Source organism: Scandinavium tedordense, from assembly GCF_024764965.1.
Taxonomy (GTDB): Bacteria; Pseudomonadota; Gammaproteobacteria; order Enterobacterales; family Enterobacteriaceae; genus Scandinavium; species Scandinavium tedordense.
Genome location: NZ_JALIGG010000056.1, coordinates 348,442 through 360,556 on the forward strand (window position 1 = coordinate 348,442; position 12,115 = coordinate 360,556).

The 12,115-nt window shown below is 55.0% G+C and carries 14 protein-coding genes; 7 read left to right on the forward strand and 7 right to left on the reverse strand.

Annotated elements, in window-relative coordinates; translation table 11 throughout:
* Nucleotides 1-13: 13 nt before the first annotated feature.
* Nucleotides 14-958 carry a zinc ABC transporter substrate-binding protein ZnuA gene (gene znuA / locus MUU46_RS14825; RefSeq protein ID WP_258965896.1) on the reverse strand — a complete coding sequence of 315 codons (945 nt, stop codon included), beginning with the start codon at nt 956-958 and terminating at the stop codon, nt 14-16.
* Between the two features lie 77 nt (nt 959-1,035).
* On the opposite strand from znuA, the gene znuC reads away from it, so the two are divergent.
* Complete coding sequence (gene znuC, locus MUU46_RS14830; protein ID WP_159755392.1) at nt 1,036-1,791, forward strand: zinc ABC transporter ATP-binding protein ZnuC; 756 nt, start codon at nt 1,036-1,038, stop codon at nt 1,789-1,791.
* Complete coding sequence (gene znuB, locus MUU46_RS14835) at nt 1,788-2,573, forward strand: zinc ABC transporter permease subunit ZnuB (RefSeq protein ID WP_159755389.1); 786 nt, start codon at nt 1,788-1,790, stop codon at nt 2,571-2,573. Before znuC ends, znuB begins: the two co-directional genes overlap by 4 nt.
* A gap of 31 nt (nt 2,574-2,604) precedes the next feature.
* Here znuB and ruvB read toward each other — a convergent pair whose 3' ends face one another.
* The 6 genes from ruvB to aspS form a co-directional block, all read right to left on the reverse strand.
* Entirely contained in the window at nt 2,605-3,615 is a 1,011-nt protein-coding gene (gene ruvB, locus MUU46_RS14840) for a Holliday junction branch migration DNA helicase RuvB (RefSeq protein ID WP_159755386.1), read from the reverse strand.
* A gap of 8 nt (nt 3,616-3,623) precedes the next feature.
* Nucleotides 3,624-4,235 (reverse strand): Holliday junction branch migration protein RuvA, encoded by a 612-nt coding sequence (ruvA, locus tag MUU46_RS14845; RefSeq protein ID WP_110512263.1) that lies wholly within the window; start codon nt 4,233-4,235, stop codon nt 3,624-3,626.
* Between the two features lie 83 nt (nt 4,236-4,318).
* Nucleotides 4,319-4,840: a crossover junction endodeoxyribonuclease RuvC gene (ruvC, locus tag MUU46_RS14850; protein WP_110512264.1), complete on the reverse strand. Its 522-nt coding sequence runs from the start codon at nt 4,838-4,840 to the stop codon at nt 4,319-4,321.
* A 34-nt stretch (nt 4,841-4,874) separates the two neighbouring features.
* Complete coding sequence (locus tag MUU46_RS14855; RefSeq protein WP_110512265.1) at nt 4,875-5,615, reverse strand: YebC/PmpR family DNA-binding transcriptional regulator; 741 nt, start codon at nt 5,613-5,615, stop codon at nt 4,875-4,877.
* A gap of 77 nt (nt 5,616-5,692) precedes the next feature.
* A complete protein-coding gene (gene nudB, locus MUU46_RS14860; protein WP_258966017.1) occupies nt 5,693-6,145 on the reverse strand; it encodes a dihydroneopterin triphosphate diphosphatase in 453 nt (150 codons plus the stop codon).
* A 118-nt stretch (nt 6,146-6,263) separates the two neighbouring features.
* On the reverse strand, nt 6,264-8,036 hold the full coding sequence (gene aspS, locus MUU46_RS14865) for an aspartate--tRNA ligase (RefSeq protein WP_258965897.1): 1,773 nt from the start codon (nt 8,034-8,036) through the stop codon (nt 6,264-6,266).
* Nucleotides 8,037-8,281: 245 nt separating this feature from the next.
* Between aspS and MUU46_RS14870 the strand changes: the two genes are divergently transcribed.
* From MUU46_RS14870 to cmoB, 5 genes are all read left to right on the forward strand, one after another.
* Complete coding sequence (locus MUU46_RS14870) at nt 8,282-8,848, forward strand: hydrolase (protein ID WP_159776173.1); 567 nt, start codon at nt 8,282-8,284, stop codon at nt 8,846-8,848.
* Nucleotides 8,845-9,786, forward strand: a complete 942-nt coding sequence (locus MUU46_RS14875) for a DUF72 domain-containing protein (protein WP_258965898.1) — start codon at nt 8,845-8,847, stop codon at nt 9,784-9,786. The genes MUU46_RS14870 and MUU46_RS14875 overlap by 4 nt, the downstream gene beginning before the upstream one ends.
* Before the next feature lie 176 nt (nt 9,787-9,962).
* Nucleotides 9,963-10,358: an MAPEG family protein gene (locus MUU46_RS14880; RefSeq protein ID WP_159776825.1), complete on the forward strand. Its 396-nt coding sequence runs from the start codon at nt 9,963-9,965 to the stop codon at nt 10,356-10,358.
* A gap of 38 nt (nt 10,359-10,396) precedes the next feature.
* On the forward strand, nt 10,397-11,140 hold the full coding sequence (gene cmoA / locus MUU46_RS14885) for a carboxy-S-adenosyl-L-methionine synthase CmoA (RefSeq protein WP_159755371.1): 744 nt from the start codon (nt 10,397-10,399) through the stop codon (nt 11,138-11,140).
* On the forward strand, nt 11,137-12,111 hold the full coding sequence (gene cmoB / locus MUU46_RS14890; RefSeq protein ID WP_159755368.1) for a tRNA 5-methoxyuridine(34)/uridine 5-oxyacetic acid(34) synthase CmoB: 975 nt from the start codon (nt 11,137-11,139) through the stop codon (nt 12,109-12,111). The genes cmoA and cmoB overlap by 4 nt, the downstream gene beginning before the upstream one ends.
* Nucleotides 12,112-12,115 lie beyond the last annotated feature (4 nt).

The window sequence follows — 12,115 nt, forward strand, 5'->3', positions numbered from 1 at the left end:
ATTCACTTCCTCGTTAATCTCCTTTCAGGCAGCTCGAATACTGGTTCGCCAGTTGGGTCAGGAAAGCGGGATAACTCGCTTTGCCCAACTGGATGTTGGTGCCAAGCGGATCCAGCGTTCCCATTCGAACGGAGGTTCCGCGGGCTACCGCTTCCACCACTGCCGGCCTGAATTGTGGCTCAGCAAAAACGCAGGTCGCTTTTTGCTCAACCAACTGTGTTCTTATTTCGTGTAAACGCTGCGCACCGGGTTGGATTTCAGGATTGACGGTAAAATGCCCCAGTGAGGTCATTCCGTAGTGTTTTTCGTAGTAGCCGTAGGCGTCATGAAAAACGAAATATCCTTTCCCTTTCAACGGTGCCAGCTCGTTACCCACCTGCTTATCGGTCGCGGCTAGATTCGCCTCGAAATCCTTCAGGTTGGCGTCAAGTTTGGCTCGACTTTGCGGCATAAGTTCCACTAATTTATCGTGGATTGCAACCGCTGACAGGCGCGCTATCTCTGGCGAGAGCCACAAATGCATGTTGTATTCACCATGATGGTGATCTTCGTCACCTTTTTCTGCTGCATCGTGATTATGACCGTGATCGTCATCATCATCGTCAGCCCCTTTCATAAGCAGCGGTTTTACACCGGGCAACGTTGAAATGGTGACCTTTTTCGCATCAGAAAACGCAGTAGCTGTCTTGTCCATAAATGCTTCCATCTCAGGACCAATCCATACCACTAAGTCGGCGTTTTGTAAGCGTTTTGCGTCACTTGGGCGTAATGAGTAGTCGTGTTCGGAGGCGCCGTCAGGCAGTAAAACCTCAGTCGGTGTAACCCCGTCGGCGATAGCTGAGGCGATGAATCCAAGGGGTTTCAGCGAGACCACCACGGCGGCACTCGCCTGGGTAGCGGCAGCACCCCAAAGTACGGTGGATAATGCTGCGAAAAGAAGCGTCTTTTTATGTAACATAATGCGTCTTATCATCGTAATGAATAAAAGAAGTGTGATATTATAACATTCACTGACTTGTGCAACCTCAAATTGTGATGACGAATCTGGTAACGCTCGAAAATATTTCTGTCTCCTTCGGCCAGCGCCGTGTCCTGTCTGATATTTCGCTGACGCTAAAGCCTGGCAAAATTCTTACGCTTCTTGGGCCAAATGGCGCAGGAAAATCGACGCTCGTCCGTGTGGTTCTTGGACTGGTAGCACCGGATTCCGGTGTCATCAAGCGCGAGGGCAAACTACAGATTGGCTATGTCCCGCAGAAAATACACCTCGATTCCACCCTACCCTTAACCGTTAGCCGCTTTTTACGGCTGCGCCCCGGCACTCGAAAAGACGACATACTCCCGGCGCTGAAACGCGTGCAGGCGGGACATCTGATGGATGCCCCGATGCAGAAGTTGTCCGGTGGTGAAACGCAGCGCGTGCTGCTGGCCCGTGCTCTGTTGAATAAGCCGCAGTTATTGGTGCTCGATGAGCCAACTCAGGGTGTAGATGTTAACGGCCAGGTGGCGCTGTACGACCTTATCGACCAACTTCGCAGTGAACTGAATTGCGCAGTACTGATGGTGTCCCACGACCTGCATCTGGTGATGGCCAAAACCGACGAGGTGCTGTGCCTTAATCATCACATCTGCTGTTCCGGCACGCCGGAAGTGGTGTCGATGCACCCGGAATTCATCTCGATGTTCGGCACTCGCGGCGCGCAACAGCTGGGTATTTATCGCCACCAGCACAACCATCGCCACGATTTACAGGGACGTATTGTTCTGCGTAGAGGGAACGACCGCTCATGATTGAATTACTGTTTCCCGGCTGGCTGGCCGGTGTGATGCTGGCTTGCGCTGCCGGGCCGCTGGGCTCATTCGTGGTCTGGCGTCGGATGTCCTATTTCGGCGATACCCTCGCCCACGCTTCACTGCTTGGCGTGGCGTTTGGCCTGCTGCTAAATGTAAATCCGTTTTATGCGGTGATCGCCGTGACGCTGATGCTGGCGGGCGGCCTGGTGTGGCTGGAGCGCCGCCCGCACCTTGCCATCGATACGCTGCTCGGGATTATGGCCCACAGTGCACTGTCGCTGGGTTTAGTGGTGGTCAGCCTGATGTCTAACGTTCGTGTGGATTTGATGGCCTATCTGTTTGGCGATTTGCTGGCCGTGACACCAGAGGATTTGATTTCGATTGGCCTGGGCGTTGTCGTGGTCGTGGCTATCCTGCTGTGGCAATGGCGCAACCTGCTGTCGATGACCATCAGCCCGGATCTGGCCTTCGTCGACGGCGTGAAGCTGCAACGCGTCAAACTACTGTTGATGCTGGTCACCGCATTGACCATTGGCGTAGCGATGAAGTTTGTTGGGGCGCTGATCATCACGTCGCTGTTGATTATCCCTGCCGCAACCGCACGCCGCTTTGCCCGCACGCCGGAGCAAATGGCCGGTATCGCCGTCGGCATCGGCATAGTTGCCGTCACCGGTGGCCTGACGTTCTCCGCCTTCTATGATACGCCCGCAGGCCCTTCGGTGGTGCTCTGCGCCGCAGTGCTGTTTATCTTCAGCATGACAAAAAAAACCGCCCAATAGGGCGGTTTGTGCATGAAGCATCTACAACGTGTTAAGGCATTTCCGGCGGAGTGATGCCGAAATGGTTCCAGGCCCGCACCGTCGCCATTCGCCCGCGCGGGGTCCGCTGTAAAAAGCCCTGCTGAATCAGATACGGCTCCAGCACGTCTTCAATGGTTTCACGCTCTTCGCCAATCGCCGCTGCAAGGTTATCCAACCCGACAGGACCGCCGAAGAATTTGTCGATAACCGCCAACAGCAGCTTACGGTCCATATAATCGAAGCCTTCCGCATCCACATTCAGCATATCGAGCGCCTGAGCGGCGATATCCCCCGAAATGGTGCCGTCGTGGCGCACTTCCGAGAAATCACGCACGCGACGTAGCAGCCGGTTCGCAATACGTGGCGTACCGCGCGCACGACGCGCCACTTCCAGCGCGCCCTCTTCGCTCATCTCCAGCCCCATGTAACGCGCACTGCGCCCCACAATGTGCTGAAGGTCGGGCACCTGATAAAACTCCAGGCGCTGTACGATCCCGAAACGATCACGCAGCGGCGACGTTAATGAACCCGCACGCGTGGTGGCACCAATCAGGGTAAACGGTGGCAGGTCGATTTTTATCGAGCGTGCGGCCGGGCCTTCACCGATCATGATATCCAGCTGATAGTCTTCCATCGCCGGATACAGCACTTCTTCCACGACCGGGGAGAGGCGGTGGATTTCATCAATGAACAGCACGTCATGCGGTTCAAGGTTGGTCAGCATCGCCGCCAGGTCACCCGCCTTTTCCAGTACCGGGCCGGAGGTGGTGCGAAGGTTAACGCCCATTTCATTCGCGACAATATTCGCCAGTGTCGTTTTCCCGAGCCCCGGCGGGCCAAAAATCAGCAGATGATCGAGCGCTTCACCGCGCAGCTTCGCCGCCTGAATAAAGATTTCCATCTGCGAGCGCACCTGAGGCTGGCCGATGTATTCCTCCAGCAGCTTCGGGCGAATAGCGCGGTCAACCACATCTTCGGGTACGACACTTTCTGCAGAGACCAGGCGGTCAGCTTCAATCATCCGTTACCTCACATCGCGGCGCGAAGCGCGTCGCGGATTAGCGTTTCACTGCTGGCATTCGGGCTGGCGATTTTGCTCACCATCCGGCTCGCTTCCTGTGGTTTATAGCCCAGTGCCACCAACGCAGCAACTGCTTCCTGCTCGGCGTCGTCGGTCGCCTGGCTGGCCGGAGAGGTCAGCACCAGATCGGACGCCGGGGTAAACAGGTCGCCGTGCAGGCCTTTGAATCGGTCTTTCATTTCGACCACCAGACGTTCGGCGGTTTTTTTGCCGATACCCGGCAGCTTCACCAGCGCCACGGAATCTTCACGTTCAACGGCATTGACGAACTGCGCCGCCGACATGCCTGAAAGTATAGCCAGCGCCAGCTTCGGTCCTACACCGTTGGTTTTGATGAGCTCGCGGAACAGGGTACGTTCTTGCTTATTATTAAAGCCGTACAACAGCTGCGCATCTTCACGTACCACGAATTGCGTGAAGACAGTGGCTTCATTGCCCTGCTCCGGCAGTTCGTAGAAACAGGTCATCGGCATATGCACTTCATAGCCCACGCCGCCCACTTCCAGTAATACCAGTGGGGGTTGTTTTTCCAGAATGATGCCTCTGAGTCTGCCGATCACGTGACGCTCCTGCGTTGGGGACAAAATACGAATGTCGTATCATAAAAAAAGGCTGGATAAATATCCAGCCTCCATTGTCTTATTTAGCGTAATCTTCCGCGTGCCAGATTCAGCCGCGTGTCGCTTATTTGCATCGCGTTCTGATTGACGTGGCAATGCGTGATAGCAATCGCCAGCGCATCGGCGGCATCGGCCTGAGGGTTTGCCGGCAGTTTGAGCAGGGTTCGCACCATGTGCTGCACCTGCGTTTTGTCCGCACCGCCGTTCCCCACTACGGTTTGTTTCACCTGACGTGCCGCGTATTCAAATACTGGCAAATCCTGGTTTACTGCCGCCACAATCGCCACACCGCGCGCCTGACCCAGCTTAAGGGCCGAGTCGGCGTTTTTCGCCATGAATACCTGCTCAATGGCAAAAATATCCGGCTGAAACTGGGTGATGATTTCCGATACGCCAGCGTAAATCAGCTTCAGGCGTGACGGCAAATCGTCCACCTTGGTGCGGATGCATCCGCTACCAAGGTAAGAAAGCTGCCGTCCGACCTGGCGAATAACGCCGTATCCGGTAATGCGCGAGCCCGGGTCAATGCCGAGAATAATGGACATCACGCGCCTCCAGAGGGGGTGTTAAGCAGACCCATTAGAGAGTCGCTGCAACCTCATCAGAGATCTCACCGTTGTGATACACTTCCTGCACGTCGTCGCAGTCTTCAAGCATATCAATCAGACGCAACAGTTTCGGTGCCGTTTCTGCATCCATGTCCGCTTTGGTAGACGGGATCATCGACACTTCAGCGTTGTCTGCTTTCAGGCCAGCCGCTTCCAGTGCATCTCGTACTGCACCCATCTCTTCCCACGCGGTGTATACGTCTATTGCGCCATCGTCGAAGGTTACAACGTCCTCAGCACCGGCTTCCAGTGCCGCTTCCATGATCACATCTTCATCGCCCGCTTCGAAGGAAATCACGCCTTTTTTGCTGAACAAATATGCTACGGAACCGTCAGTGCCGAGGTTGCCCCCGGTTTTGGTGAAGGCATGACGCACTTCAGCCACGGTACGGTTGCGGTTGTCGGACAGGCATTCCACCATTACCGCGGTGCCGCCAGGGCCATAACCTTCATAAATGATGGTTTCCATGTTCGAATCTTCGTCACCACCGACACCACGCGCGATGGCACGGTTCAGGGTGTCACGCGTCATGTTGTTCGACAGCGCTTTGTCGATAGCCGCACGCAGACGTGGGTTAGAACCCGCATCGCCGCCGCCCAGACGCGCAGCCGTCACCAGCTCACGAATGATTTTGGTAAAGATCTTACCGCGCTTGGCATCCTGTGCCGCTTTGCGGTGTTTGGTGTTGGCCCATTTACTATGACCTGCCATAAAAAATTCTCCACATCCCGTCGTCTTTGCGTTTTCGATTGCGTTGCCCGCGCCGAAAACACAATTTCTTGGGAAAACTAATTAAGGTTAATTACAAATTCTTCAATCGCCTGCCGGTTGCTCCACGACTTAGTAAGCGCCGCTGCTTCAGGAGCAGCAACCCAGTGCCAGGCGAGATGTTCACTTATCTCAATCTGGCGCTCATGGGGCAGCGCAAGACAGAACCACGATTCCGTATTGCGCTCGATACCCGGCGCGTAGCGATGGCGTAAATGCGTAAAAATTTCAAATTCCACCGTGCGCTGACAGTCAATTAAGGCCAGCGGCTCTGAGGCAACGTCAATGGCGACCTCTTCCTTTACTTCACGCGCGGCGGCTTGCAACGCGGTTTCCCCCTCTTCCAGACTGCCGGTTACCGACTGCCAGAAATCAGGGTCATCGCGTCGCTGCAACATCAGCACCCGCTTCGTATCCTGCGCGTAAATGACGACCAGAACCGAGACGGGACGCTTATACACTTTATCTTTCACGTTACCTCTTTGTTGGCTGCCTTCGTTCATCCCATTCACATAGTTATTTATGCTCATGGGAATTCACTGAGTTGCCGCCGCGATGCAACGCGAATGATTTGGTGTACATATGCCATATTCAGTTTTTCTCTTCCTTTTTCACCACTTCAATACCCAGCTCGGTCAGCGAAGCAGGATTTGCGAAGCTTGGGGCTTCGGTCATCAGGCATGCGGCAGCGGTGGTTTTCGGGAAGGCGATAACGTCACGGATGTTATCAGTGCCGGTCAGCAGCATGGTCAGGCGATCCAGACCAAATGCCAGGCCCGCGTGTGGCGGAGTGCCGTATTTCAGTGCATCGAGCAGGAAGCCAAATTTCTCGCGCTGTTCTTGTTCGTTGATGCCGAGAATGCCGAACACGGTCTGCTGCATTTCACCGCTGTGAATACGCACGGAACCGCCGCCGACTTCATAACCGTTGATGACCATGTCGTAGGCGTTCGCGACTGCGTCTTCCGGGGAGGCTTTCAGCTCTGCCGCAGTCATCTCTTTCGCAGAGGTGAACGGATGGTGCATTGCGGTAAGGCCGCCTTCACCGTCGTCTTCGAACATTGGGAAGTCGATAACCCACAGCGGCGCCCATTTGGCTTCGTCGGTGATGCTCAGGTCTTTACCGAGTTTCAGACGCAGCGCGCCCATTGAATCGGCAACCACTTTTTTGTTATCAGCGCCGAAGAAGATCATGTCGCCGTCTTGTGCACCTGTACGGGCAAGAATGGCTTCCACGATGTCAGAGTTCAGGAATTTAGCGACTGGGCTGGTGATACCGTCCAGACCTTTCGCACGCTCGGTGACTTTGATGTAAGCCAGGCCTTTCGCGCCGTAGATTTTAATGAAGTTACCGTAGTCGTCGATCTGCTTACGACTAAGAGCGGCACCACCCGGAACGCGCAGTGCAGCCACGCGGCCTTTGGCATCGTTTGCCGGGCCGGCAAACACGGCAAACTCAACGCTCTTCAGCAGGTCAGCTACGTCAACCAGCTCCATTGGGTTACGCAAATCCGGCTTATCGGAACCGTAACGACGTTCAGCTTCAGCGAAGGTCATGATTGGGAAATCACCCAAGTCCACGCCTTTGATTTCCAGCCACAGCTGACGAACCAGCGCTTCCATCACTTCACGCACCTGTGGTGCGGTCATGAAGGAGGTTTCTACGTCGATCTGGGTAAATTCAGGCTGACGGTCAGCGCGCAGGTCTTCATCACGGAAGCATTTAACAATCTGATAGTATCGATCAAAACCGGACATCATCAGCAGCTGTTTGAACAGCTGTGGAGACTGCGGCAGCGCGTAGAATTTGCCTTTATGTACGCGGCTCGGCACCAGATAGTCACGCGCACCTTCCGGCGTGGCTTTGGTCAGCATCGGGGTTTCGATGTCGAGGAAATCGTGTTCATCCATAAAGCGACGCACGAAGCTGGTGATCTTTGCACGGGTCTTCAGGCGGTTCGCCATTTCAGGGCGACGCAGGTCGAGGTAGCGGTACTTCAGACGCGCTTCTTCAGTATTGACGTGGTTAGAATCAAGCGGCAGGGCTTCTGAACGGTTGATGATTACCAGGTCGGACGCCAGCACTTCGATTTCGCCGGTCGGCATATCGGTGTTTACGTTTTTCGCATCACGCGCACGCACGGTACCGGTGATTTGAATGCAAAATTCATTGCGCAGTTCAGACGCCAGTTTTAAGGCCTCTGCGCGGTCCGGATCGAAAAAGACCTGCACGATACCTTCGCGGTCACGCATATCGATGAAAATAAGGCTGCCGAGATCACGGCGACGGTTAACCCAACCACACAGCGTCACCTGCTGCCCAACGTGGGACTGACGCAGCTGCCCGCAATATTCTGTACGCATGAGAGTTCCCTTAACTTAGCCGCAGGCACACTTGTCGCAGCTTTATCTGAATGTCACAACTGGATGAAAAAAGGGGGCTATTGTACTAGAAATTCTCGCCCACGATAAGACCGTCGAGCACCAGCCGCACGTTTGCTGTACGCTTATTGCGGGTACTCACAAAAATTAACAAAAATTGTGACGCACGCACGGCACGTCTCAGCGTATTGTTAGCCACCTAATTATGTGATTTAACGGGGATATATATGTTGGAACTGAACGCAAAAAAGACAGCACTGGTAGTCATCGATCTTCAGGAAGGCATTCTCCCGTTTGCTGGCGGCCCGCACACGTCCACTGACGTGGTAACAAAATCGGCCAAATTAGCGGCAAAATGCCGTGAACAAGGATCACCTGTGGTCATGGTTCGCGTGGGCTGGTCAGCGGATGGCGGCGACGCGGTGAAAACGCTGGTTGATGCTCAGGTTCCTGCGCATAAACTGCCAGAAAACTGGATGACCTACCCGACGGCGCTCGGCAAAAAAGACACTGACATTGAAGTCACCAAACGTCAGTGGGGCGCTTTTTACGGCACCGAACTGGAACTTCAGCTGCGTCGTCGCGGCGTAGACACCATCATTCTGTGTGGCATCTCCACCAATATCGGCGTGGAATCCACCGCACGTAATGCCTGGGAGCTGGGCTTTAACTTGGTTATCGCCGAAGATGCGTGTAGCGCCGCTGATGCTGAGCAGCATCAGGGCAGCATGACAAACATTTTCCCACGCATCGCCCGTATTCGTAGCACTGAGGAAATCCTCGCTGCGCTATGACCAACGCTAAGCATTTCACTTTGCAGGAAGGCGACAAGCCTGTGAGTCCCCGGGAGCTGACCGATGTCAGTGCCCGAGGTGAGCATGCGAAGTCAACACATTTGCAGCGTGAAAGGCGACGCGTTTACATCGGTTTGCCGCAATGGTCGCACCCCAAATGGGTGCGCCTTGGCATTACCAGTCTTGAAGAATATGCCCGCCACTTTAACTGCGTGGAGGGCAATACCACGCTGTACGCCCTGCCCCGCGCCGAAATAGTGCAGAGCTGGTATGCACAAACCACCGACGATTTTCGTTTTTGCTTTAAATTCCCGGCGACCATCAGCCATCAAGCCGCGCTTCGCCACTGCGACTCTCTCACCGCCGAGTTTTTCAGCCGAATGGCTCCGTTGGATCAGCGCATCGGTCAATACTGGCTGCAGCTTCCCGCCACCTTTTCGCCTGCCGACCTGCCTGCGCTTTGGCAGTTTCTCGATGGTTTACCCGATGCATTTGCTTATGGTGTCGAAGTGCGTCATCCCCTCTTTTTCGAAAAGGGCGACGCGGAGTTACAGTTCAATCGCGGGTTGCATGAGCGCGGTGTGAATCGCGTGATTCTCGACAGCCGTCCGGTACACAGCGCCATTGCGCACAGCGAAGCGATCATTGACGCCCAGCGCAAAAAGCCGAAAGTGCCAGTGCACGCCGTCGTTACGGCCAATCACCCGATGGTACGGTTTATCGGCAGCGATAACATGGCACAGAATCGTGAACTGTTTGCAGTCTGGCTTAAAGCCCTGCCCAAATGGTCGCAGACCACCACCCCTTTCCTTTTCCTGCATACGCCGGACATCGCCCAGGCGCCTGAGCTGGTTGAAACGCTGTGGACCCGTCTGCGTGACGTCCTGCCTGAGATTGGGCCCGCGCCCGCTATCCCACAGCAAAATTCGCTTTTTTGAGTTATCCTTCCTCGCATAGTCAGTGTCATCTGCTGGTCCGTACTCTACATAATTCGATTTGCGGGAAGGCGGCAGCCTGTGAGTCCCCTGGAGCTTACTCAAGTAAGATACTGGGGTAAGCAGGTGTGGCCATCGCACCTGCCGCTCGAAGTATGACGAGTATAAAGGGAGTTTATATGGTTAGCGCGTTGTACGCCGTGCTGGGTGCGTTGTTGTTGATTAAGTTTTCTTTCGATGTTGTTCGGCTGCGCCTGCAATACCGCGTGGCGTATGGCGACGGCGGCTTCAACGAGCTGCAAAGTGCTATCCGCATTCACGGCAATGCGGTGGAATACATCCCGGTAGGCCTGCTGTTGCTGCTGTTCATGGAGATGAATGGTGCACAAACGTGGATGGTACACGTGTGCGGCCTGCTGCTTATCGCCGGACGCCTGATGCATTACTGGGGTTTTCACCACCGACTGTTCCGCTGGCGTCGTTCGGCAATGAGCGCCACCTGGTGTTCGCTGTTGCTAATGGTGCTGGCAAATCTGTGGTATCTGCCCTGGGAGTTGGTTTTCTCCCTGCGTTAGCGCACAATATGCCGTTTTTTATTTTCTGGAATCACGTTATGCCCCATCGCGACACGCTTTTTTCTGCCCCGATCGCAAGCCTGGGTGACTGGACATTTGATGAACGGGTGGCCGAAGTTTTCCCCGACATGATCCAGCGCTCGGTGCCCGGTTATTCCAATATCATCTCAATGATTGGCATGCTGGCAGAGCGCTTTGTGCAACCCGACACTCAGGTTTATGACCTCGGCTGCTCGCTCGGCGCGGCAACGCTGTCGATCCGCCGCAATATCGCCCATGAAGGCTGCAAAATTATCGGCGTGGATAACTCCCCGGCGATGGTTGAACGCTGCCGCCGTCATATCGACGCCTATAAAGCGCCGACGCCGGTCGAGATTATCGAAGGCGATATCCGCGATATTGAGATTGAGAACGCCTCGATGGTGGTGCTCAACTTTACGATGCAGTTCATTGAGCCGCCTGAGCGCCAGGCATTGCTGGAAAAAATCCTCAAAGGCCTGAATCCAGGCGGTGCGCTGGTTCTGTCAGAAAAATTCAGCTTTGAAGACCAGAAAGTCGGCGAACTGTTGTTCAACATGCATCATGACTTCAAGCGTGCCAACGGTTACAGCGAGCTGGAAATCAGTCAGAAGCGCAGCATGCTGGAAAACGTGATGCTGACCGATTCCGTCGAAGCCCATAAAGCGCGCCTGCGCGCCGCCGGGTTTGCTCACAGCGAACTGTGGTTCCAGTGCTTCAACTTCGGTTCACTGGTGGCCCTGAAAGCCGGGGCAGACGAATGATCGAGTTTGGCAATTTTTATCAGCTGATCGCCAAAGATCCACTGCTCTCTCGTTGGCTCGAAACCCTGCCTGCACAGATCGGCGCCTGGCAGCGTGACGCGCTGCACGGTCAGTTTAAGCAATGGTCTCGCGCCGTAGAGTTCATGCCTGAAATTCAGCCGTGGAAACTCGACCTGCTGCACAGCGTTACCGCTGAGAGTGAACAGCCGCTCGGTGAAGGCCCCCTGATCCGCATCGACAAACTGCTGCGTAACCTGATGCCGTGGCGCAAAGGGCCGTTTTCGCTGTATGGCGTGAACATCGATACCGAGTGGCGTTCCGACTGGAAGTGGGATCGCGTTCTGCCGCACCTGTCTGATTTAACCGGGCGCACCATTCTCGACGTCGGCTGTGGCAGCGGATATCACATGTGGCGCATGATTGGCGCGGGCGCGAAGCTGGCGGTCGGCATCGACCCGACGCAACTGTTCCTGTGCCAGTTCGAAGCAGTTCGTAAGCTGCTTGGCAACGATCAGCGCGCGCATCTGCTGCCGCTCGGCATTGAGCAAATGCCGGTGCTTAACGCGTTCGATACTGTATTTTCGATGGGCGTGCTGTATCACCGACGTTCTCCGTTGGAGCATCTGTGGCAGCTGAAAGATCAGTTAGTCAGCGAAGGTGAACTGGTGCTAGAAACGCTGGTGGTAGAAGGCGATGAAAACACCGTTCTGGTGCCAGGCGACCGCTACGCACAAATGCGCAACGTGTACTTTATCCCGTCCGCGCCAGCGCTGAAGCAGTGGCTGGAAAAATGCGGGTTTGTCGACGTTCGCATTGTCGACATGAACGTCACCAGCACCGAAGAACAGCGCCGTACCGAGTGGATGACCACCGAATCACTGGCCGAATTCCTCGACCCGAACGACAGCAGTAAAACCATCGAAGGCTACCCCGCCCCGATGCGTACCGTAATCATCGCCAAAAAGCCGTAAATTG

What these genes read in the sequence shown, in the direction of transcription:
- znuA (WP_258965896.1), bottom strand. Translation starts at nt 958, where the DNA reads ATGTTACATAAAAAGACGCTTCTTTTCGCAGCATTATCCACCGTACTT.
- znuC (WP_159755392.1), top strand. Translation starts at nt 1,036, where the DNA reads ATGACGAATCTGGTAACGCTCGAAAATATTTCTGTCTCCTTCGGCCAG.
- znuB (WP_159755389.1), top strand. Translation starts at nt 1,788, where the DNA reads ATGATTGAATTACTGTTTCCCGGCTGGCTGGCCGGTGTGATGCTGGCT.
- ruvB (WP_159755386.1), bottom strand. Translation starts at nt 3,615, where the DNA reads ATGATTGAAGCTGACCGCCTGGTCTCTGCAGAAAGTGTCGTACCCGAA.
- ruvC (WP_110512264.1), bottom strand. Translation starts at nt 4,840, where the DNA reads ATGTCCATTATTCTCGGCATTGACCCGGGCTCGCGCATTACCGGATAC.
- MUU46_RS14855 (WP_110512265.1), bottom strand. Translation starts at nt 5,615, where the DNA reads ATGGCAGGTCATAGTAAATGGGCCAACACCAAACACCGCAAAGCGGCA.
- aspS (WP_258965897.1), bottom strand. Translation starts at nt 8,036, where the DNA reads ATGCGTACAGAATATTGCGGGCAGCTGCGTCAGTCCCACGTTGGGCAG.
- MUU46_RS14870 (WP_159776173.1), top strand. Translation starts at nt 8,282, where the DNA reads ATGTTGGAACTGAACGCAAAAAAGACAGCACTGGTAGTCATCGATCTT.
- MUU46_RS14875 (WP_258965898.1), top strand. Translation starts at nt 8,845, where the DNA reads ATGACCAACGCTAAGCATTTCACTTTGCAGGAAGGCGACAAGCCTGTG.
- MUU46_RS14880 (WP_159776825.1), top strand. Translation starts at nt 9,963, where the DNA reads ATGGTTAGCGCGTTGTACGCCGTGCTGGGTGCGTTGTTGTTGATTAAG.
- cmoA (WP_159755371.1), top strand. Translation starts at nt 10,397, where the DNA reads ATGCCCCATCGCGACACGCTTTTTTCTGCCCCGATCGCAAGCCTGGGT.
- cmoB (WP_159755368.1), top strand. Translation starts at nt 11,137, where the DNA reads ATGATCGAGTTTGGCAATTTTTATCAGCTGATCGCCAAAGATCCACTG.